Origin of the sequence: Pseudomonas sp. St386 (assembly GCF_018325865.1) — a bacterium.
GTDB classification, from domain to species: Bacteria; Pseudomonadota; Gammaproteobacteria; order Pseudomonadales; family Pseudomonadaceae; genus Aquipseudomonas; species Aquipseudomonas brassicacearum.
Genome location: NZ_AP021900.1, coordinates 3,004,023 through 3,024,423, shown reverse-complemented (window position 1 = coordinate 3,024,423; position 20,401 = coordinate 3,004,023). Strand labels below are relative to the sequence as shown.

At 52.8% G+C, this 20,401-nt stretch carries 24 protein-coding genes; 7 read left to right on the top strand and 17 right to left on the bottom strand.

All coding sequences use genetic code 11. The features are described 5' to 3' along the window. Window positions 1–20: 20 nt before the first annotated feature. Window positions 21–944: a LysR family transcriptional regulator gene (locus tag KI235_RS13235; protein WP_003200985.1), complete on the bottom strand. Its 924-nt coding sequence runs from the start codon at window positions 942–944 to the stop codon at window positions 21–23. A 113-nt stretch (window positions 945–1,057) separates the two neighbouring features. Between KI235_RS13235 and KI235_RS13230 the strand changes: the two genes are divergently transcribed. The 5 genes from KI235_RS13230 to yghU all read left to right on the top strand — a co-directional run bounded on the left by KI235_RS13230 (window position 1,058) and on the right by yghU (window position 5,923). Then, entirely contained in the window at window positions 1,058–2,053 is a 996-nt protein-coding gene (locus KI235_RS13230) for an aldo/keto reductase (protein ID WP_028237132.1), read from the top strand. 121 nt (window positions 2,054–2,174) lie between these two features. Beyond that, complete coding sequence (locus KI235_RS13225; protein WP_003200978.1) at window positions 2,175–2,933, top strand: transporter substrate-binding domain-containing protein; 759 nt, start codon at window positions 2,175–2,177, stop codon at window positions 2,931–2,933. A 1-nt stretch (window position 2,934) separates the two neighbouring features. Further along, window positions 2,935–4,278: a diguanylate cyclase gene (locus KI235_RS13220; protein WP_069970900.1), complete on the top strand. Its 1,344-nt coding sequence runs from the start codon at window positions 2,935–2,937 to the stop codon at window positions 4,276–4,278. Window positions 4,279–4,304: 26 nt separating this feature from the next. After that, window positions 4,305–5,039 carry an ABC transporter substrate-binding protein gene (locus KI235_RS13215; protein WP_060613787.1) on the top strand — a complete coding sequence of 245 codons (735 nt, stop codon included), beginning with the start codon at window positions 4,305–4,307 and terminating at the stop codon, window positions 5,037–5,039. A gap of 44 nt (window positions 5,040–5,083) precedes the next feature. After that, a complete protein-coding gene (yghU, locus tag KI235_RS13210; protein WP_212795797.1) occupies window positions 5,084–5,923 on the top strand; it encodes a glutathione-dependent disulfide-bond oxidoreductase in 840 nt (279 codons plus the stop codon). 481 nt (window positions 5,924–6,404) lie between these two features. Here yghU and KI235_RS13205 read toward each other — a convergent pair whose 3' ends face one another. From KI235_RS13205 to KI235_RS13195, 3 genes are all read right to left on the bottom strand, one after another. After that, complete coding sequence (locus tag KI235_RS13205) at window positions 6,405–6,746, bottom strand: hypothetical protein (protein ID WP_212795796.1); 342 nt, start codon at window positions 6,744–6,746, stop codon at window positions 6,405–6,407. A 265-nt stretch (window positions 6,747–7,011) separates the two neighbouring features. Beyond that, window positions 7,012–7,302 (bottom strand): DUF3077 domain-containing protein, encoded by a 291-nt coding sequence (locus KI235_RS13200; RefSeq protein WP_212795795.1) that lies wholly within the window; start codon window positions 7,300–7,302, stop codon window positions 7,012–7,014. A 1,001-nt stretch (window positions 7,303–8,303) separates the two neighbouring features. Further along, window positions 8,304–8,960 carry a transposase gene (locus KI235_RS13195; RefSeq protein ID WP_244864306.1) on the bottom strand — a complete coding sequence of 219 codons (657 nt, stop codon included), beginning with the start codon at window positions 8,958–8,960 and terminating at the stop codon, window positions 8,304–8,306. A gap of 533 nt (window positions 8,961–9,493) precedes the next feature. Between KI235_RS13195 and KI235_RS13190 the strand changes: the two genes are divergently transcribed. Next, window positions 9,494–10,063, top strand: a complete 570-nt coding sequence (locus KI235_RS13190) for a DUF4291 domain-containing protein (protein WP_212795793.1) — start codon at window positions 9,494–9,496, stop codon at window positions 10,061–10,063. Here KI235_RS13190 and KI235_RS13185 read toward each other — a convergent pair. From KI235_RS13185 to KI235_RS13125, 13 genes are all read right to left on the bottom strand, one after another. After that, on the bottom strand, window positions 10,052–10,327 hold the full coding sequence (locus tag KI235_RS13185; protein ID WP_050516650.1) for a hypothetical protein: 276 nt from the start codon (window positions 10,325–10,327) through the stop codon (window positions 10,052–10,054). The genes KI235_RS13190 and KI235_RS13185 overlap by 12 nt on opposite strands. A 222-nt stretch (window positions 10,328–10,549) precedes the next feature. Beyond that, on the bottom strand, window positions 10,550–11,113 hold the full coding sequence (locus KI235_RS13180; protein WP_151180581.1) for a tetratricopeptide repeat protein: 564 nt from the start codon (window positions 11,111–11,113) through the stop codon (window positions 10,550–10,552). Between the two features lie 83 nt (window positions 11,114–11,196). After that, window positions 11,197–11,691 carry a hypothetical protein gene (locus KI235_RS13175; protein ID WP_244864305.1) on the bottom strand — a complete coding sequence of 165 codons (495 nt, stop codon included), beginning with the start codon at window positions 11,689–11,691 and terminating at the stop codon, window positions 11,197–11,199. A 175-nt stretch (window positions 11,692–11,866) separates the two neighbouring features. Beyond that, window positions 11,867–12,130: a hypothetical protein gene (locus tag KI235_RS13170; RefSeq protein ID WP_170291489.1), complete on the bottom strand. Its 264-nt coding sequence runs from the start codon at window positions 12,128–12,130 to the stop codon at window positions 11,867–11,869. A 154-nt stretch (window positions 12,131–12,284) separates the two neighbouring features. Next, complete coding sequence (locus tag KI235_RS13165) at window positions 12,285–12,644, bottom strand: hypothetical protein (RefSeq protein ID WP_033028096.1); 360 nt, start codon at window positions 12,642–12,644, stop codon at window positions 12,285–12,287. A 488-nt stretch (window positions 12,645–13,132) separates the two neighbouring features. Beyond that, window positions 13,133–13,375 (bottom strand): hypothetical protein, encoded by a 243-nt coding sequence (locus KI235_RS13160; RefSeq protein ID WP_003200940.1) that lies wholly within the window; start codon window positions 13,373–13,375, stop codon window positions 13,133–13,135. 124 nt (window positions 13,376–13,499) lie between these two features. Next, entirely contained in the window at window positions 13,500–13,952 is a 453-nt protein-coding gene (locus KI235_RS13155; RefSeq protein ID WP_050516652.1) for a hypothetical protein, read from the bottom strand. 66 nt (window positions 13,953–14,018) lie between these two features. Further along, entirely contained in the window at window positions 14,019–14,420 is a 402-nt protein-coding gene (locus tag KI235_RS13150; protein WP_145902455.1) for a hypothetical protein, read from the bottom strand. Between the two features lie 180 nt (window positions 14,421–14,600). Beyond that, entirely contained in the window at window positions 14,601–15,239 is a 639-nt protein-coding gene (locus KI235_RS13145; RefSeq protein WP_212795792.1) for a T6SS immunity protein Tdi1 domain-containing protein, read from the bottom strand. 245 nt (window positions 15,240–15,484) lie between these two features. Beyond that, window positions 15,485–15,883, bottom strand: a complete 399-nt coding sequence (locus KI235_RS13140; RefSeq protein WP_060613783.1) for an SMI1/KNR4 family protein — start codon at window positions 15,881–15,883, stop codon at window positions 15,485–15,487. 399 nt (window positions 15,884–16,282) lie between these two features. Further along, window positions 16,283–16,552, bottom strand: coding sequence for a hypothetical protein (locus KI235_RS13135; protein ID WP_212795791.1), 270 nt, complete (start codon window positions 16,550–16,552; stop codon window positions 16,283–16,285). 82 nt (window positions 16,553–16,634) lie between these two features. Further along, complete coding sequence (locus KI235_RS13130) at window positions 16,635–16,925, bottom strand: hypothetical protein (protein ID WP_212795790.1); 291 nt, start codon at window positions 16,923–16,925, stop codon at window positions 16,635–16,637. Between the two features lie 71 nt (window positions 16,926–16,996). Then, complete coding sequence (locus KI235_RS13125) at window positions 16,997–17,380, bottom strand: SMI1/KNR4 family protein (RefSeq protein ID WP_114730990.1); 384 nt, start codon at window positions 17,378–17,380, stop codon at window positions 16,997–16,999. Between the two features lie 449 nt (window positions 17,381–17,829). Between KI235_RS13125 and KI235_RS30615 the strand changes: the two genes are divergently transcribed. After that, entirely contained in the window at window positions 17,830–19,857 is a 2,028-nt protein-coding gene (locus tag KI235_RS30615; protein ID WP_043042730.1) for a methyl-accepting chemotaxis protein, read from the top strand. The last annotated feature ends 544 nt before the right edge of the window (window positions 19,858–20,401 follow it).

Below are 20,401 nucleotides of genomic sequence, written 5' to 3'. Positions count from 1 at the left end.
CACAGCGATTCGGCGCTGCTCTACACCCTATCCATCAGCGCCCCCTGGGCATCCGCCTCTCCCTGCAACAGCTCGATCACCCAGTCGATAAAGACCCTCACCCTGGGCGACAACTGTCGATGGGGCGGGTATACCGCTGAGATCGGCCACGACGGCACGCTGTAGTCGTCGAGCACTTGAACCAGCCGGCCTTCGGCCAACTGCTGTTGCACGTGATAACGCGGCACCTGGATCAAGCCGAATCCCGCTTCACAGGCCGTCACGTAGGCGTCGGCATTGTTGACGTTCAAGTCACTGGGCAATTGCATTTCGCGCACCCGCCCCGCCACCTCGAATTCGAACGGAAAGAACCGCCCATTGCCGGACGCAAACCCGATGGCCCGGTGCGCCGCCAAATCCTCCAACCGCCCGGGCGTGCCGGCGCGGGCCAGATAGTCAGGGCTGGCGCACGTCAATTGATGCAGACGCACGATGGGACGCGCCACCAGCGCCTGGTCGACGACGTTGCCGGCGCGGATTGCACAATCCACGCCCTCGCGCTGCAGATGGACCTGGCGGTCATGAAAACCGATGTCCAGTTGCAACGCCGGGTAGCGGCGATAGAAATCCGGCAGGCGTGGCACGATCCAGGTGCAACCAAAGGCAATGGGCATGTCCACTTTCAAGGTGCCGCGCGGCTGGCTGCGTTGCGCCGACAACGAACTTTCGAGGTCATCGAGGTCGTCCAGCAACTGGCCGCTGCGCTGGTAATACGCTTGCCCATCAAGCGTTGCGCGCACCTGCCGGGTGGTGCGCTGCAACAGTTGCACGCCCAGATGGGCTTCCAACTGCTGGATCAGCAGGCTGACGGTGGCCCGCGGAAGCCCAAGGTCATCGGCCGCCTTGCCAAAACCGCCCAGTTCAACGATGCGCCGGAACACCTGCATGGCCTGTAATCGGTCCAATCTCGTGCCTCATTATTTAGATATCACGAATAGTTAAACCAATAATCGTGGATTTATCCAGGAAACCTCTTGATAGAGACTGCACAGGTCGTTCATTTCCAGGAGCTATCAGCATGAAGACTCGCCAACTCGGCCATCGCGGCCCTCACGTTTCCTCCATCGGCCTGGGCTGCATGGGCATGTCGGATTTCTACACCACGGGCGTGGACGAGCGCGAAGCGATTGCCACGCTGCACCGCGCCGTGGAATTGGGCGTGACGCTGTTCGACACCGCCGACATGTACGGGCCGCATACCAACGAAGAACTGCTCGGACGGGCCCTGCGCGGCAAGCGTGACAGCCTTTACCTGGCGAGCAAGTTCGGCCTGGTGCGCAGCAGCGATCCCCATGCCCGCGGCGTCAATGGTCGCCCCGACTACGTCCGGCAATCTGTCGAGGGCAGCCTCAAGCGTCTCGATACCGATTACCTCGACCTCTACTACCAGCACCGCATCGATCCTGAAGTGCCCGTCGAAGAAACCATCGGCGCCATGGCCGAGCTGGTCAAGGCCGGCAAGGTCCGCCACATCGGGATCTCGGAAGCCAGCGCCGAGACCATCCAGCGGGCCCACGCCGTGCATCCCCTGGCAGCGGTACAAAGCGAATATTCGCTGTGGTCCCGTGAGCCAGAACACAATGACGTGCTCGATACTTGCCGGCGCCTTGGCATTGCATTCGTCGCCTACAGCCCCTTGGGCCGGGGCTTTTTGACCGGTGAGCTGAAATCACCGGAGGACTTCGCCGCCGATGACTATCGCCGCTTCAACCCGCGCTTCCAGGCCGACAACTTCAATCGCAACCTGGCGCTGGTAGAGCGGGTCAAGGCATTGGCCTTGGACAAGGGCATCAGCGCTGCGCAATTGGCCTTGGCCTGGGTATTGGCCCAGGGTGACCATGTCATCCCGATCCCGGGCACCAAGCAGCGCAAGTACCTGGAAAGCAACGTGGCAGCGGCTTCGGTGATGTTGAGCGCTGACGAATTGGCCCAGCTGGATGGAATTTTCGCAGGCGAAGGTGCCGTGGCAGGCGACCGATACCAGGCGCACACGATGACGTTGTTGAACGGTTGATCCTGCGGCTGGGCTGGCAGTTTCGACAGGCCGGATTCAAGCAGGCGTCAGCCCAGCCGATAACCCTATCAATAATAGCTTCCAGACCTCCGGGTTCTGCAGTTGCATAGGGTAATGATCAATGGGTTTGCCGCTGAATCGCCTACTGGTGTGGGGCGTCCTGATGTTCCTCGCTGCAAGCGCTGGCGCGGCAGAGGCGCCGCTGCGCATCGTGACCGAGGAACTGCCGCCCTACAACATGACGCAGAACGGCCGAATGACCGGCATGAGCACCGAGGTGGTCCAGGCCGTGCTCAAGGAGGTCGGCATGGACGCGCCTATCCATTCCATGCCGTGGGCCCGTGCCTACGAACTGGCGCTCAATGAAAGCAACGTGCTCATCTACTCGATCGTCCGCACCCCTGCACGTGAACCGCTTTTCCAGTGGGTCGGCAGCATCGGCCCGACGCAGTGGTACCTCTACTCGCTGGCGGACCGGCCGGTGAAACTCGACTCGCTGGCCGATGCCCATGGTCACCAGATCGCCACGGTCAATCAGGACGTGGGTGAGCAATACCTGGTCTCGAAGGGCTTTCGCATCGGCGAGGAATTGCAGTCGAGCACCAAGTACGAACACAACTACCGCAAGCTCAAGGTCGATCACGTGGAGCTGTGGATTTCCAATGAGCTCAACGCGCTGTACCTGACGCGCCAGAACGGCGAAGACCCGGACAAGTTGCTGATCCGCTCGCTGGCACTGCCCGAGCTGAGCAGCGCAGACGGCTTGAGCATGGCATTCAGCCGCAATACGCCAGCCGATATGGTGGCGAAGTTCCGTGTGGGCCTGGAGACCATCCGGCGCAATGGCGTCTACGATGCCATCCTGCGCAAATGGTTATGACATGGATGCCAATTTCCGCAGGGCGTCCTCCTTACAACCACAGACCAGGGCGTTCAGCTCCCTGGGACGCCGCCTGGTACTGGCAACGCTATTGTTCTGCCTGCTCTTTACCCTGGCGATGGTCACCTGGCGTACCTGGTTGGCCTGGGAAAACAATCTGGCGGAAATGAATTCGGAGCTGGCCCTGATCGACCAGGTGTTCCAGAACACCCTGGCCCATGCCATTTGGGAACTGGACCGTGAATCCCTCGACCAGCAAATCGCCAGCGTCGCCATGGCAGCGCCCGTGGGACGCCTGGTATTGAACATCCTGCGCCCCGGGCAAGCGCCTGAAGTCATCGAACTCAATCGATACCCCGCCGGTCAATCGGGCGTGGTGCCGGTGCTGCATCGCCAGCTCATCGCACAACCTTACGCCGGGGCCCATGAAAAAGTCGGCGAGCTGACCATCGAAGGCGACAATAACCTGCTGTGGGAGCGCCTCTGGGGCGAAGCACGCAGCATCGTCATCACCCAGCTCATCCAGTCCTTGCTGCTGGCCGGGTTGATCATGACCGTGTTCAACCGCCTGGTGACCGTGCATGTGGTGCATATCGCCCGGCACCTGGGCGAACTGGCGCCGCAAACCCTCAAGCGTCACCTCAAGCTGCAACGGGCGGTGCAGCGCCAGGACGAGCTGAGCCTGCTCGAATTCCAGGTCAATACACTCCAGGACAACCTGCGCGCCCATTTGGAACGCCAGCATTCGGACGAACTGGCCCTTGCCGCCAGCCGCGACCAAATGGCCGAACTGGTCGAGGCCCGCACCGCGGAATTGAAGGCGGCCAACCAGGCCCTCGAAGCACTGTCACGCCACGACGATTTGACGGGGCTGGCCAACCGTCGCTATTTCGACGAGTTGAAGGACATCGAGTTTCGCCGGGCGATCCGCCACAAGACCCCGCTGGCGGTGCTCATGTGCGATGTCGATTTCTTCAAGATCTACAACGACACCTACGGCCACATGCAGGGCGACTTGTGCTTGAAAGAGATCGCCGAGACCCTGCGCAGCGTGTTCGGCCGCTCTGGCGAACTGACCGCGCGCGTAGGCGGCGAAGAGTTCGTCGTGGTCCTGCCCAACGTCGATGCCGCCCAGGCCTGCGAGGCCGCCCAACGTTTCCGTACAAGCCTGGCGGAACGTGAACTGCCCCACAGCGGTTCCAAGGTCTCGTCGTTTGTCACCGTGAGCATCGGCGTCGCCGAGCTGGACCCGGAGACCATGGACCATTTCGATCAACTGCTGCAACGCGCCGACCAGGCGCTGTACCGGGCCAAACACAAGGGACGCGATTGCGTCGCCCTGTAAACCATCGCGTGCCATGAGGTCTGTATATGTACTATCGCCTGATACTCTGCTCGTGCCTGCTTCTCACCTCGATCAGCCTGCAAAGCCACGCCGAGACGATCGAAGTCGTGACCGAAGATTCCCTCTATGCCTACCAGCGTGACAACAAGGTCGTCGGGCCGGGTATTCGCATCGCCGAAGAAACGCTGAAGAACGCGCAGCTCACCGACTACAGCCTGTCGCTATACCCGTGGGCCCGGGCCTACGAAAAGGCGCTGCACGAGCCTAACGTGTTGATTTTCCCCCTGGACCGCACCCCGGCCCGCGAGCAATTGTTCAAATGGGTCGGTGAGATACACCGGGTGGCGAGCCGGCTCTACAAGATGCGAGACAGTGAAGGCATCGCCGTCAACAATCTCGAGGATGCCAAGCAGTACAGCATCGGCGTGGTGCGAAATGACGCCAAGCAGATTTACCTGCAACAGCGTGGGTTTACCCGGCTGGTCATCTCGGCCAACAACCACGACAACTTTCAAAAGCTGCTGAATCACCAGATCCAAATGCTGCCGCTGCCGGAGAACACCGCGCGCCTGATGAGCAAGGATGCCCAAGTGGATTTCACTTCGCTGGAAGAGGTCTATACCCTCGACGAGCAACCCCACAAGGTCCACCTGGCGTTCAGCCTGAGCACACCTGACGAAGTCGTCGCCAAGGCCCAGCGCGCTTTCGAGCAGCTCAAGGCTTCCGGTGAAGTGGCGCGGATCATGAACGAACAGCGGTAGACTCTGGGGGATCACACCACAAGCAAACGATGAGGTATGTCCCGATGAGCCAAGCGTCCTACGTTCCGCCCAAGGTCTGGAAAAACGACGCCCCGTCTGGCGGCCAGTTCGCCAGCATCAACCGCCCTATCGCTGGGCCAACTCACGAAAAAACCTTGCCGATTGGCAAGCACCCGTTGCAGCTCTATTCCCTGGCCACGCCCAATGGCGTGAAGGTGACCATCCTGCTGGAGGAACTGCTGGCGCTGGGTCATACGGGCGCGGAATACGACGCCTGGCTGATCCGCATCAGCGAAGGTGACCAGTTCTCCAGCGGTTTTGTCGAGGTCAACCCCAACTCCAAGATCCCGGCCCTGCTGGACCGCAGCGTGGAACCTGCCATCCGTGTCTTCGAGTCCGGTTCGATCCTGCTGTACCTGGCGGAAAAATTCGGCGCCTTCCTGCCCACCGACCCGGCGGGCCGCACCGAAACACTGAACTGGCTGTTCTGGCAGATGGGCTCTGCCCCATACCTGGGTGGCGGCTTCGGGCATTTCTACGCCTATGCACCGGAGAAACTCGAATACCCGATCAATCGCTTCACCATGGAGGCCAAGCGTCAACTCGACGTCCTGGATCGCCGCCTCGGCGAAAGCCAATACCTGGCAGGCGATGACTACACCGTCGCCGACATCGCGGTCTGGCCCTGGTATGGCCAACTGGTGCGCAACAACGTGTACGGCGCCGCCGAATTCCTGAGTGCTCACGAATACACCCATGTGCAGCGCTGGGCAGAAGAGATTGCCAAGCGACCGGCCGTCCTGCGCGGACAGCGGGTCAACCGTACGTGGGGGGATGAGGCGAGCCAGGTGCCGGAGCGGCATGAGGCTGGGGATCTGGGCTGAGGCCAGGTCGCATGTCGGGTCGGTGGTAAACCCCGGCTTTTTTTGACCAGCACAGCCCCCTGTGGGAGCGAGCTTGCTCGCGATGGCGGTGGATCAGCTTGCATCGATGCTGAATGTGCCGACGTCTTCGCGAGCAAGCCCGCTCCCACACTGAATGGGTGGTGAACCTCGGTTTCTCGACCAGCACAGCCCCCCTGTGGGAGCGAGCTTGCTCGCGATAGCGGTGGATCAGCTGGCCTCGATGCTGAATGTCCCAACGTCATCGCGAGCAGGCTCGCTCCCACATTCGATCGGTGGTGAACCTCGGTTTCTCGATCAGCACAGCCCCCCTGTGGGAGCGGGCTTGCTCGCGAAAGCGGTGGATCAGTTGGCCTCGATGCTGAATGTGCCGACGCCATCGCGAACAAGCTCGCTCCCACATTGTATCGGCGGTGAACCTCGGTTTTTTCGACTTGCACAGTCCCCCTGTGGGAGCGGCCTCCTACTCTGCTTTTTTATCGGGAACAAACAGTTCCCATGCCCCGGCCAATTTTAGATCCCTGATTACACTTAGAGTGCTAGGCCATCCATCGCCATAAACTTTTATATGAACAAACTCAATTTGCTGATCAACATCGTAGAAAAAAGAAACCTCCAACTCAAAACCTGAATAAATTTCGACCCCAAGTTTCTCACTAAGAAAGCTCAACCCCAGGCTATCAATCAGACATTCTTTAAACTCTAACGGCAAGCGATTGCTCGTCTCAAACTCCCATCCATCCTCACCCAACTTTTCTCTTGCCCCTTTAGGAAGAATGAAAGCGGCCTGATATTTCCCCTTCATGACATCACTCCCATACAAGAACCGAAATTTTATTCAAATCTGCTTTCTTAGCGGCGGCGGTACGATGGTGCTCATCTTGGATCTCCAATCGACCAGCGGAAACCGGGGACGGAACCGGGGACAGACCACGATTACCGAAAACGTGGTCCGTTCCTGAGGCACGAAATCGGGGACAGACCACGATTTGAGTTCACCTGTAATCGGCCCGTCCCCTAATCGTGGCCTGCCCCCGCCTTCCCCCTTCTCGACTAATTTGGATGCGTCGTTAGCTATTGGAGCGTTTTGATTCCCCAGGTCTAACCGTCATAACTTTCACTACATCATCAATCACTGCTTTGCTCATCTCCATTAAATAATGAGCGGCCCAGGCATGGCGGTCCGTTTTCCTTTCGAAGGTTGCATCCTCTGCAAGCCGGTAGGCGAGATGCAAGAGATCTGACGCTTGTTGCAACGCTTCATCTAACGGGACACCGCCGTTAACGCGGAACAGCGGACGATCGGAGCAATAATGGAATGGGGTGTAGCCGATGGTTTTTGCTTCTGCCTGTATGGTCATTTGAGATCCCCACTGACTGAGATGCAGCGGGACGGCGATACAGAGCTGCGGAGCAGATGAGGCCGTTTGCTTGATCTATCGATATGCATTGTTCAACTCCCTTGATCCGAAGAGCTACCGCATCCGTTACCAAGCGAATGGGTGGCAGCTGTGCGCAGGTTGGTAAACCGGGGAATCAAGGAAACCGGCACGTCAGAAGACGTCCCACGCACAGCTGCCATAAAACAAAATCGCAGGCCTGAAAGCCTGCAATCCTGTCTGTACACTATTACGCCTTATTCCACCGGGTTACCAAGCCCGGTCGCTGAATGTGCAGCGACACCCAGAGCGTAACGCGACAGAAAACCTCCGGCGAGAGGCTTAGGGCCAGAATAGTGCTTTTGGTGGGATTTTCAGAAGTTTCCTACGCGAGGACCCAATGCTCGAATGAAGCAAGGCTCGGGAAAAACGGCGAACCTCAGGGCCTGCCCGGCGCTTTCTCCAATTGAGCTTTGAACAAGCGCTGGAGAAAGCTTCTTGCGCGCGACGCGGCACTCAGGAGGGATCCCTCAGGGTCTGTCCCCGTTTCTCCCGTTTTCGCTTGCCTTACGAGGCCCATTGGGTCTTGTCAGGATATACGCCTTCCTTCCAGAGCCTCGCTAATTTCATGCTTGCCCTCTGCGACCATTCTCCGTCTTGGTCTAATGGGCACGCAGAAAGTACCGTTAGCGTTCCACGCACTTTGTTTAGTCTAAGAACACCAACATCCATACCCCGCCCAAAAGAGTAGTCAACGAACTCCTCGGTATCAGCGATCTTGTCCATTTCGATGTAAAAAGCCATAATTTTTTGTCCTATTTTCGTTACTTGACGAGCGGGCTTGGATATCGAAGCTGGGTAGCATCATGCGCCCGCCCGTAGTCTACCTTGAAAATCTTTTCGAATTTTGATTCGAAGTATTCATGCTTAAAAAGCTGTATATCAGATGGCATGAGAAAACGGGGACAGACCACGTTTTCTAACTAAGACAGCGATCGTTTTCCCGGGCGCCCCGGGCGGCCTCGCTGAGCTCGCCGTCCGATCATTGCTTCAATTTCATTAGCAAATCGCGAGCCACCAAGTACATAGTTACCATTGGTGGCGGCCCGAATTTGGTCAACCAACCCTACCCCCAGCTCGTCTCTAAAAAGCTCCCTGTAAGCTTCTGCAGTCGATGTATTTGGCCCTCCAAGCGACAGGTACTGAGCATGCGGGGTAATAAAACACGAAAGCTCTGATTGTGCGTTAGCACGATAACTCGACCAACGATACTCCGCCGGATGCGTTACCATTTTTGCCCGGACAGGATTCATTTCTATATAACGATAGCAGGCTAAAGCATAGTTTTCACTTTGAACAAGGCATGAACGAAAGCGTCCCTCCCACAGGGTCCCACTGCGTCCATATGTACGATTCACGTACTGCACATACCTCTGCCCTATCCCCTTCATAAGCGAACCCGCACTACTTTGCTCTTGAGGGCTGACTAACAAATGAACATGATTACTCATTAAACACCACGCGTGAATTTCACATCCGCTTTTGCTGGCTTGTTCAGCAAGCAGCTCCATATAAAAAAGATAATCATCATCCGAGAAAAAACAAACCGATCGATTATTTCCTCGTTGAATTAAATGCAAGGGTGCGCCCGGTATCAAGACGCGTGCTCTGCGTGGCATATGGAGAGTCCTTTCATATAAGTCGGACCAAAGCTTAGTCAACTCAAGAGAAGACATCACCCCTTTCTATTTCCTACTGTTTCAGTCAATTAAAATACGTCACAGAAAACGTGGTCTGTCCCCGTTTCTCCTTGAAAAAAGTTTAGGGGGTGTAGAAAATATTTAATAAGGCGCTGGGGAGTGAGGAAAATGGGGGAACAGACCACGTTATCTAAACTAAGAGAGCGATCGCTTTCCCGGGCGCCCCGGACGGCCTCGCTGAGCTCGCCGTCCGATCATTGCTTCAATTTCATCAGAAAACGTGGTCTGTACCTGAGGGATCGTGCTGGTTGGCTTAATGGAGGGGATCCACCCCGGCCAAGGGGCTTCAGGCTTTTCACATAGGGTGTACTCTTGACTCATCATGCACGAAATGATGACCTGCTCCCCATCACTCACGACGCTTCCCCATAAAATATGCTTCAGACCGGATGACTTACAGCGAGAAAAAAGCAATGAATCAAACCGTTCTCCAACAAATTCGCGCTGTTTATGACGATAAAACCATTCGTGTTTATCAAGCCTATTCCGATGCTATTGCCGACAGCGCGTTAACACGCGGAACGTTTGTTTCGCCTCCCTTTAAAATGGAGCGCATGACGTGGATTAAGCCATCATTTCTGTGGATGATGTATCGCGCCGGTTGGGGATTCAAGGACGAAGGCCAAAAACGCATCCTTGCCATCGACATAACCCGCGAAGGTTTCGAGTGGGCACTGGCACATAGCTGCTCTAGCCATTCTGAACCTAACATGAGCCACGAGGAATGGAAACAACTCAAAAGCCGCTCCCCGGTACGTGTTCAGTGGGACCCAGAGCGCAATCTACTACTGCAACCACTGCCGTATCGCGCCATCCAGATAGGCCTCAGCCAAGAGGCCGTCCGTTTATATACCGAAGAATGGATTCAGCGGATTACTGACGTAACACCACTGGCCCACAAGATCAATTCACTTGTAATGAATCAGCAGATGGATGAAGCAAAAAAACTACTACCTCCAGAAGCTCCACTGCTAGGAATATGAACCAAAAGGCCCATATACCACTTTGTTGTTCTGCATCGCCTCTTCAAACTCAAGCTGCGTTGGCATAGACTCAAAGTGATCTACCCACTGCTCCTTTATGTGCTCGAACCAGTTTCCAGAGTTCATCTCATGGATTGGCTCCAAAATTTCAATTGGATACAGACCATCATCAGAGAGTCGCTTTAGCGCTTTCTGAGCAGCATCAACATAATCAATTCCAGACGCATAGCAACTTACATATGCCCCAGAAAAATCGGACGGCATGATTGACGACTCAAGCGGCCGAACATGAAAAGGAATAATAAAAACTATCGCCACCTTTACGCCTCTACTTAAGGAAAAAACGGAGACAGACTACGTTTCCAAACCAAGACAGCATCGCTTTCCGGGTGCCCCGGTCGGCCTCACTGAGCTCCCCGCCCGATCATTGCTTCAATTTCATCAGAAAGCGTGGTCTGTCCCCGGCTCTCCAAAAAATTCCGCTTATCACCAACTTTTATCCTGCAACTGAGCGCCTCTTGGACAACCCTCATAAGTTTTGTTGATGCGCTTAAGCTCGTCCTCATAGTCACCAGGATCTTCCTCTACCAACCTCTCTAAAACTGCTTTTAGATTAAATAGATTACCGGGATCAGAACTATCAATACGAACAGCGTCACGATAGCAATGCAAAGCTCCCTTTAAATCACCAACCCTAACAAGCAACCCCCCTAACTCTACGTAGGCATCCACAAATGAAGAATCAGCCTCTATAGCTGCCTGATAGCGCTTAAAGGCCTCCACCAACTCCATTTTTTTCTCAAGCTGCACGCCGACCAAGTACTGATATCTCGCCACTTGGTGTTCGGAATTCAAACTAATTCCTTCCTCATAGCAACGAATCGCATCAGCTAGCTCCCGCTTATAAAAATGCCTATTCCCAATACACTCGAGTTTAATATAATTAGATAGCACACCCACTGAATCAGCTAATAGAGCATCTCCTCTTTCAAACTCACTACGAATATAAAACGCTGTCACCTCATTCCTTATTTCAAGCTGCTTCTTCATACGCTTAATCACCATCTCCAAAACGCCTAGAAGACTTGGTCTGCCCGCACCGCCCCAAAACTGCCAACACAAACTGGCTTTTGCTATATAACAGACTGCAACGAAACCGCCATCTCCAATGCAACCTTCGAATAATTCACACCACCATCAGCAGCCGGCTGTTGTTTCAATTCATCTAACGCATACACAACACTAGCTTTGTAACCAGGCCGAAACAACCGAACGTCTTCCCTGTCATTGACATAAATACCAACAGCTCGCACCGAGCCGTCTTCTAGCTCTAAATCAAGCATATTATTCGCTTGATGCTTATCTTGCCCCGCAACATAAGCCCGCAAAATGACGCCAGAAACGAATAACAGTGGCATTTGTCCTTGGCGGATGCTATCCCACCAATCTACTGATCCAAAAAGCCCATAGGTTCCTTTAAGCCCTATAAGCGGGCGAGTTTTATCCAATGTTAAAGCTTGAGTCAACGATACTCTTTCGTGATCTCTTTCCAAGTCATGCTCAAGACGATAAATCAACCTCATTGAATTATCATCTTCGCTCAAGCCAAAAATAATTGGAGAACTCATCCAGCCAACCCTCAAAACAGATAATTTTTATCGCCAAACTCAGAATCTACTTGTGCGCAATGCTTTTACCCGACAATCGCTAGTATTCTATTTAGCCTTTAAAGAACGTACAAAGCGTTAATAGCACTACTTTAAGTGAGCCAGAATTTTGCCCCTCCGTTGAGCCCTCTTGATCTTATTCTACGACCAACTGCCAACCTCCACTTCTTGCCTCTTCTTGCGTCAGATCCACAACATCTCTTATTTCAAAAGCCTTTTGATCAAGATTCGACTGTTGATTTAGCAGCTTACGCTCACAAACTATCGTCAGAGGCTGTCGAACCTTATCACCAGAAACCGGATAAAATCGTTTTCCGATAACATCAACATTTGAGTTACAGCCTTTACAAGCGAGAATCGTAACTCCATCTGACAACTCAAATTTTTCGACTACGCTCATTGTAAACTTCATTTATTAGAGCCCTATCTTTCTGTTGCCTTCTGACTTCTCAAGTGCGTTGGTCGCCGTGATCCAATCTGAAAATCTCGCCATCGGCAAAATCCGTCATCACAACGCTACCAATAACAATATTATCTTTATCACGCTTGACATGTCAGTAGTCAATTCGCAGCTCACCTCGCTTGCCGAAGTTAACAATACGGAGCAACTGAAATCCCATTGGAAGTACCTTATCTCGAATCAACTGGGAAACCGCATCTTCCAGAGCGTCAGGTGTGACCAAGTCCGCTGAAATGTGAATCCAGTACGGTACGTTTTCATGCGCATCTTCGTCTGAAATAGCGACGGAGAAAGTCATGCCACCAAGGGAACCCTTAAAATAATAACCATCAATGTAATTACTGCTCTCGCGCTTTTCCCTATCATTAACGCCTAGGGCGTCAAAGAATTTTTTCGCAAATGGTCGCAGTTCCACGCAACCAGGGTGCACACCAAGCAGGTTTACATATTGCATTGAATTCAACCTCTAGGAACGATTGGTTTCACAACAATTGACAGCTGAAATTCCTCAGGGACAGACCACGTTTCCTAATGGATCGGCTCCAAAATTTCAATTGGATACAGACCATCATCAGAAAGCCGCTTTAGCGCTTTCTGAGTAGCATCAACATAATCAATTCCAGACGCATAGCAACTTACATATGCCCCTGAAAAATCAGACGGCATGATTGACGACTCAAGCGGCCGAACATGAAAAGGAATAATAAAATCATCGCCACCTTTACGCCTCTACTTAAAAAAAAACGGAGACAGACTACGTATCCAAACCAAGACAGCATCGCTTTCCGGGCGCCCCGGTCGGCCTTACTGAGCTCCCCGTACGATCATTGCTTCAATTTCATCAGAAAACGTGGTCTGTCCCCGTTTCTCGCAAACTCAAGCTGCGTTGGCAGAGAATCAAAGTGATCTGCCCACTGCTCTTTTATGTGCTCGGACCAGTCTTCATAGGGAAGCGACTTTCATCAAATAAATTCGAGTTTCAACAAGACGATTTCGCACTTGATTCACATCAAAAATAAAATCTCCACCTTCAGGGCGATAGCACGCCAAAACTTCCACCGTCGCTTGTAAAAAATTATCGTCTGGATAAGCGTTATCAATCAACACTTCTAAACGATTTGCAGCTTCAATACTTGTATCTCTCCCATCAATAAAGTGATCTAACAACGTCACTATCACTTCCATATTAACTTTCCTTTGATAAATTAAAGCGGAAATCCACTCTCACTTCTAGCTCAGCAAAAAAAATCGTCCCATACTGGAAAACAGTGACCGCGTGCCGCTATCCGTCTCCGCGCCTCATACCACCTCAGGAGTCCTCAAAAGAATTTACTACCAAATCCAACTGCTCGATCAAATTTCTAGGCGGCCGAGTATCGACATATGCTTGAGCCAAAGAAAATGGATCTATGACTTTTCCTGCCCCAGCCCCCCCAAACTCTCCAATCACATACCTCGAAAAGGTTTTTGACTCAACGCTTTCATCAACTACCCAGCACCCGTCAAATTTACCAACAAGCCACTCCCCAATAAAATAGCCTATCCTTGTCATCAACCAAATGCGATTGCTATCGCTCACATCTTGCGCTGCCATATATTTACTTATATAAGGTAGAAATTTTTCAGGCACAATCAGTATTTCATGCGGACTTTCACAACCTAATATATTAGCAAAATCATGTAGAACGGGCATACATTCCTTGCGAAACACGTCAAACCTGTCCTTTCTCTTTTTTAACTCAGTCTTTTCTTCATCCGTCATCTGTCTCATAACCTGCTCTCACATTATTTAGCGCGCTGATCGATGCGATAAAACCCAAAGGCTATACTATTGGCAAAATTGATCGCTTGCCGCCCTATTAATGATGATCTCAAAATGGTCCTTGTCACGCTTAACTATTGGCGACACTGAGCGAATAAGTTTGATATCAAGGACCTTTCCACAGACCCTGATGTTTTGACGATCAAATGCCTCTAAAATCTCTTCATCATCGTCATTATCAACGTGCGAAACGAAAATTACGCTGTAGCTTCCGCCGCTCTGGACTACCTCAGAACAGGTCGTAGCATCGAATTCGTTGCAATATGTTATTGGTATTGCTAACTTATTTTCAATACGAAGCTCGTCAAAAAAAACCTGTTCCATCTCTATCAGACAACAACTAGACAACGCCAGTGGCAGAACCGTCACTTTAATAACGTGTAAAAATATAGATAAAATTTTCGACACCACTCTCACTCGCGATAGATTGGAAATATGTTTAAGACATTATCTTATTAGCCACTTCAACATCTATTGAAGACACCATAAAAACTCTCGACTGCATTGTTAGCCTCATCAGACTCACCATAGATCCCCTAGTATGCGTCAAGTGAAAAGAGAGATTTTCGCCAGAGTAAAAATGTGGCTCTAACCTCCTTCCCCCTCATCAGTGAGCACAATATTCGCCAGTAATGAACCTAGAGGAAGCTCCTTCGTTTTCCTAATTATTTGGCCTATTAATGTCCAGTAGACATCAAGGTCTGAAACCTCTAGGTTTTCGACAACATCTTTACCACCGAGAAACAATGGCACCCTATAGCCGATACAGTCTTCATAGCTAGGAGCAGCACCTTGAGCTAGCCATTGAATATGGAAGCTAACAGCTAAGGCCTCTTCTCGGAACTCCATCAATTCTTCGTTATGAAAAGTCACGATATTGCAGGGAATCTCTAGCGCCTCTCCGGTTCCTGGCTCAAACATAACAACTCCAGAATGCCCCCCTTCCAACCGGCCTGAATCCAGCGCAAATATGCGACCTAGCCAATCGTAACCAAAGCATTGCACACGCCCATCGAAATTGGGGAACGCATATTCAATGACTTGGTTCCACTCACTAATCGAGCTAGGCGCCATCACTCGATATAATGCTCTATCAAATGAACACCCTCCAAACTCCGACATCAGTTCAGACACCCCATAAGCGTCGCCTTTAATATCCAGAGCAGTCAGGCCTTTATCGACTACACGATAATCCTCGGAGAAAGAACTGCGAAAAATATCATACATGAGTCAATCTCCGATCTTCCATATTGTCAACTTTAAAAAACATTGGAGCAGTTCACATTTCCTACAGTATCCGCTATTGTTACCCCTGCTCCTTTCGCCTACCGCTGACAACTTGATTCCAATAGCGCACAGCTTCAAAATGCTGTTGCCTCGTCAACCATGTTTTGTTTTCTGGGCTTATTGGATCGCCACCTAAAATGACCGGTACAATCTCGAACAACTCCATTCCCTTGGGGCGCCCTGGCTTATTCATCCTCGTTTGCCAACCGAGCAAATAGATCGGGGAGATCGTAGGCTAGCGTTTCGGCATACCGCCGATCCATGCCTATAAACGGGATGCGCACTATCGGCATCGCTGCGTCATTGGTATCGAAGCCATACCCCTCTCCGCCTCCGCTCGAAGCGAACAAGAAGATGCCCGGAGCATAGACTTCTACTTCATACTCCCGATTGAAGTCGGCCAATTCCTCTGCACTCCAAAAAACAATGTAATTCTCGCCTATGAAACCCTCGCCACCATTATGCTGTTTGAGAAAGTCGATATAACTTTTTGGAAGTGCCATACCCGAGTGAGTCGAGAGGTCATTGAGGATCTCGGATTCAGCTGGGTCATTGAACTCCCCCTCTGTCAAATGATATTTCATAGCTAACAATACCTACTCCAATCAGTTGGTTCGTCTGACGGACTTTCCTTTTCATCTATAGTCCACAGCACCAATTTCTCTCCCGTCAACCAAAGTGGAACTCCTGGCGTATCAAATACCTCTTCAATAGAAACCAGAGTTATTAACTCACCCTATGATATTTGACGGCAAACTCGAAAACCTCGCTCCCCTACCCTAAGATCTATCAATCGATGTACGTCAGGGTACTCACCATACTTTTCCGAAATTATTTCTGGATGGATGCTGAGCACTTAAAACAACTCCACTCCATCACAAGACTCATGGTATCGAAATAGAGCAGATTTAAGTCGGCGCTGGATGCTCAAGCAAGCTCTCCCAACAGCAGAAACATAAGGAATATAGCCCCCCGAGGATCCGCTACCCCTCGTAAACAGTAGCAGCAATTAACATTTCCGCAGCAATCCGCCAAGTTATTTTTTCAACATCAACAGCTTCCCCCATATTTTTGTAACATCCACCCATGTCACTTGCGAAACCTGAGAGCCCCAAAAGAAACTGATCCAAAGTATCGTTCTGCCACTCGTCACGATTACTTACATAATCCCGGCTTAACATCTCAACAAAATCGACAAAACCCGCTCTTGTTGAAACGGCCTTTGCGCATTCACACAACTCATCACTCGTCATAATTTATTCCCGGGAACAGATCACGATTATGAAACGAACCAATTACAGGTGAATTCAAATCTCGACCTATCCTTGCGCCCCCTTACATCATCTTTCTTTGCCAAACACTTGACTTAGAGCTCCGCCACGCATGCCATCCAAGCGGAAGATCAGCCAGCTCAATAACGGTTGGGTCGAGCATCACAATGCTTTGCAAACTCACGACCATTGCATCTTCTTCGCTGACAGGCTCCGATTGACTGGTATGAAACTGCCAAGCACCATCATCGCTATCATGCGAAACATACGCTATCCAGCCACCCGAAACTATTTTCTGGCTTGCAACGACCGCGACGTTCGGAGGATCACTAAACTGCCAACCTGCCGTTACCATACTTATCATCCTTAACTGCTTTTTTGTCTTCTCTGTTTCCGTGTAATCACTACAGCCCCCACCCAACATAGTTAAATCACACACCCGTCAGTAATCCAATCAGTTAACGACATACCGATCCTTTTAAATTCATCAGAATCCATACTGCCTTGATCCACTAGGTAGACGCCTTTACCTGCAAGCGGAAGCATTATAGAACGGCCACCACTATCGTCACCTATAGCAAGATAGGCTGAGGCATATTTATCCACCTCCAGGGTCTTATTCCTTTCAACAAGCTCACTAGAAGAATATAAGATCACACCATTTTGCAATGAAAAACCATCTGCCGAATTAAGCATCTGCACATAAGCGTCTGGCAGTTGCACGTGAAAACCTCCTTGCAACTCAACCAACCTAACGCTCGAGATAGCACCATTGACTATAGCAACTCCTCTAACATTCGAAATATTCATTTACCCTCCCAGAAACATGGCCTGCTCCCGCCTTACTCAACCTCCTTTCACTCATCAACCATTAACTCAAAAGACTCCGCTAAAACATCCCAATCCACCCTCAAAAATTCGCCTCATACTTATCACCGCCTCATGAAGGGGGGTCCGTCTCGCGCCAAGAATTGCTTGTGACGGCCATAACAAGTAGCAAGAGGCATCACCGAAGCATAGCGGCTGCCATTTTTTCGTCTAGAGGTCAGAGACTGTTTTTTCATCGCCCTCCCCTGGCACCCATACGAAAGTCGCTGGCCAACAGACGTAGTAAACCCCAACCAAAAGCCCCTATGGACCCTCCCCGCAAATAGCACAAGCTCACGCCCACACAAGCCCCCCCAGCCGTGACCGCTACAGAGAATGGACTCCGCACGCATACCTCGTACGCGTCACGTCGCACTCAACCGAGTCCAGCCATGAACCTACTGAATCTATTCAACAAGGCCCGCGCCCAGACTCAAGGCGCGGTCAGCGTGGTCTGCACCTCTGCTGAACTTGACCAGGCACTGGCCAACATACGTATCACCCCAGTGTTGATTACCGGGTTCATCTCCCCGCACCTGGACATCGACCAGGTCGCCGCCAAGGTCAAGAAGCGCTTTGCCCACAGCGCCATCAGCCTGTGCACGACGTCGGGTGAGTTGTGCAACGGCGCGAACACGCTGTACTGCCAGACCGGCGAAACCTGGGATCGAGTGGTGCTGCAGCTGTTTGACGCCAGTGTGATTGTGTCGGCCGAGGTGGTGATGGTGCCGCTGGAGTGCGAGGACATTCGCGGTGGCGGCAAGCGCTTGGCCATGCGTGAGCGAATCACCCGGTTGGTGAGTAACATCAAGCAGGCGCAAGTGAGCACGCCGATTGACCATCGCGATACCTTGGCCTACGTGGTGTTCGATGGTCTTTCGGCTTCCGAATCGTTCTTTATGGAAGCGCTTTATGAGTCGGGACGCTTCCCTTGCCTGTTCGTCGGCGGTTCGGCCGGTGGCAAGGCCGATTTCAAGAAGACCTTGATCAGTGATGGGCAGCGCAGCTATCAGAACCATGCGCAGATTGTCTTCCTGAAAACCGCGGCGGATGTGCGCTTCGGGGTGTTCAAGAGTCAGAACTTCCAACCTGCCGGGCTGACGTTCAGCGTGCTGACCGCGTCGGTCGAAGACCGCACCATCGACCAGGTCATCGACAGCCGTGGCAACATCAAGAGCATGGTCCAGGCGCTGTGCGATGCATTCGAGTGCAGTGCCCAGGCACTGGAAAAGAAGCTGGCCGATTATTCATTCGCCATCCGTGTGGGCGATGAGCTGTTCGTGCGCTCCATTGCCCGCATCGATTATCAGCAGCAGATCATCCAGCTGTTCTGCGACGTGGCGCCCGGCGAAGAGCTGGTGATGGTCAAGCGTACGCCCCTTCGCGAGGCGACCCGCCTCGACTACGAGAAATTCCTCAAGGGCAAAGGCGGCCGTCCGGTGGCCGCTATTCTCAACGACTGCATCCTGCGCCGGCTCAACAACAGCAGCGACCTGGGCAGCATGGCCGGTATTTTCGGCGATGTGCCTTTGGCCGGCTTCTCGACGTTTGGTGAAATCCTCGGTTTGAACCTCAACCAGACACTCACGGCGATTTTCTTCTTCAGAGTCACCAAGGGCGCCAGTTTTGTCGATGAGTACGTCGATAACTTCATTGCTCACTACGGCGAGTTCAAGGCGTTTTTCCTGCGCCGCCAGATCAAGAAGCTGGCGGGCCTGAACCATGTCGTGGTCAAGCAGATCATGGCGTTCAAGATGAATGACTTCAGCAGCGCCTTGGACACTCGCGGCCTGGACAACACCATCCTGCCGGTGTTCGACGGCCTGACGGATCTGGGCCAGGTATTGGCCCAGGCCAGCCAGCAACAAGCGCTGATGGCGACGCAAATCAAGCACTACTCTGGCGAACTGCACTTGTCGATGGATGACCTGACGGGCACGATCGACCGGCAAAACAGCGTCGCCGAGCAGGCCGGCACGACCGTCGAACAGCTTGCCACCCAAGCGGGTGAAGCGGTGGTCGGCGCCCGTGCGCTTGCCAGTTCGAGCTTGCGTATCCAGTCGATCGTACAGGTCATCCAGCAAATCGCCGGGCAGACCAACCTGTTGGCCCTCAACGCCGCCATCGAAGCAGCGCGCGCCGGTGAGATGGGCAGAGGGTTTGCGGTGGTGGCTGATGAGGTCCGCAAGCTCGCGGAAATCACCCGCAAGAATGCCGCGGAAATCGGCGTGGACATTGACCTGCTCTCGACGGAGATCCAAGGCGTCGCCCAACAGATCGAAGACCAGTCCGTCGCCGTCAGCGCCCTGCGCGAGATGCTCGATGCCCTGGAAGACTCGAGCCGCACCACCGAAGGTACGGCACAACGCACGAAGGCCATCGCGGACACCTTGACGGGGCTGACTCACGCCAGTGCTTGAGCAACTGTTGCAGGGTTTGGTGTTGAATCCGGATGCTGTGGGCAGCCGCAATCTCCTGTGGGAGCGAGCCTGCTCGCGATAGCGGTGGGTCAGCTTGCATCGATGTTGGATGTGCCGGCGTCTTCGCGAGCAGGCTCGTTCCCACAGGGTTTGGTGTTGAGTCCGGATGCTGTGGGCACCCGTAATCCCTTGCTCGCGATAGCGGTGGGTCTGCTTGTGGTGATGTTGGATGTGCCGGCGTCTTCGCGAGCAAGCTCGCTCCCACAGGGTTTGGTGCTGAGTCCGGACGCTGTGGGCAGCCGCAATCCCTTGCTCGCGATAGCGGTGGGTCTGCTTGCGGTGATGTTGGATGTGCTGACGCCTTCGCGAGCAAGCCCGCTCCCACAGGGTTTGGTGTTGAATCCAGGTGCTGTGGGCATCTGCAATCTTTTGTGGGAGCGGGCTTGCTCGCGAAAGCGGTGGGTCAGCTTGTAGTGAGGTTGGATGGGCCGGCGCCTTCGCGAGCAAGCTCGCTCCCACAGGGTTTGGTGCTGAGTCCGGATGC

Coding starts and splice junctions, on each gene's coding strand:
- KI235_RS13230 (WP_028237132.1), top strand. CDS start 1,058: ATGAAGACTCGCCAACTCGGCCATCGCGGCCCTCACGTTTCCTCCATC.
- KI235_RS13225 (WP_003200978.1), top strand. CDS start 2,175: ATGGGTTTGCCGCTGAATCGCCTACTGGTGTGGGGCGTCCTGATGTTC.
- KI235_RS13220 (WP_069970900.1), top strand. CDS start 2,935: ATGGATGCCAATTTCCGCAGGGCGTCCTCCTTACAACCACAGACCAGG.
- KI235_RS13215 (WP_060613787.1), top strand. CDS start 4,305: ATGTACTATCGCCTGATACTCTGCTCGTGCCTGCTTCTCACCTCGATC.
- yghU (WP_212795797.1), top strand. CDS start 5,084: ATGAGCCAAGCGTCCTACGTTCCGCCCAAGGTCTGGAAAAACGACGCC.
- KI235_RS13205 (WP_212795796.1), bottom strand. CDS start 6,746: ATGAAGGGGAAATATCAGGCCGCTTTCATTCTTCCTAAAGGGGCAAGA.
- KI235_RS13200 (WP_212795795.1), bottom strand. CDS start 7,302: ATGACCATACAGGCAGAAGCAAAAACCATCGGCTACACCCCATTCCAT.
- KI235_RS13190 (WP_212795793.1), top strand. CDS start 9,494: ATGAATCAAACCGTTCTCCAACAAATTCGCGCTGTTTATGACGATAAA.
- KI235_RS13185 (WP_050516650.1), bottom strand. CDS start 10,327: ATGCCGTCCGATTTTTCTGGGGCATATGTAAGTTGCTATGCGTCTGGA.
- KI235_RS13180 (WP_151180581.1), bottom strand. CDS start 11,113: ATGAAGAAGCAGCTTGAAATAAGGAATGAGGTGACAGCGTTTTATATT.
- KI235_RS13175 (WP_244864305.1), bottom strand. CDS start 11,691: ATGAGTTCTCCAATTATTTTTGGCTTGAGCGAAGATGATAATTCAATG.
- KI235_RS13170 (WP_170291489.1), bottom strand. CDS start 12,130: ATGAGCGTAGTCGAAAAATTTGAGTTGTCAGATGGAGTTACGATTCTC.
- KI235_RS13165 (WP_033028096.1), bottom strand. CDS start 12,644: ATGCAATATGTAAACCTGCTTGGTGTGCACCCTGGTTGCGTGGAACTG.
- KI235_RS13160 (WP_003200940.1), bottom strand. CDS start 13,375: ATGGAAGTGATAGTGACGTTGTTAGATCACTTTATTGATGGGAGAGAT.
- KI235_RS13155 (WP_050516652.1), bottom strand. CDS start 13,952: ATGACGGATGAAGAAAAGACTGAGTTAAAAAAGAGAAAGGACAGGTTT.
- KI235_RS13145 (WP_212795792.1), bottom strand. CDS start 15,239: ATGTATGATATTTTTCGCAGTTCTTTCTCCGAGGATTATCGTGTAGTC.
- KI235_RS13140 (WP_060613783.1), bottom strand. CDS start 15,883: ATGAAATATCATTTGACAGAGGGGGAGTTCAATGACCCAGCTGAATCC.
- KI235_RS13135 (WP_212795791.1), bottom strand. CDS start 16,552: ATGACGAGTGATGAGTTGTGTGAATGCGCAAAGGCCGTTTCAACAAGA.
- KI235_RS13130 (WP_212795790.1), bottom strand. CDS start 16,925: ATGGTAACGGCAGGTTGGCAGTTTAGTGATCCTCCGAACGTCGCGGTC.
- KI235_RS13125 (WP_114730990.1), bottom strand. CDS start 17,380: ATGAATATTTCGAATGTTAGAGGAGTTGCTATAGTCAATGGTGCTATC.
- KI235_RS30615 (WP_043042730.1), top strand. CDS start 17,830: ATGAACCTACTGAATCTATTCAACAAGGCCCGCGCCCAGACTCAAGGC.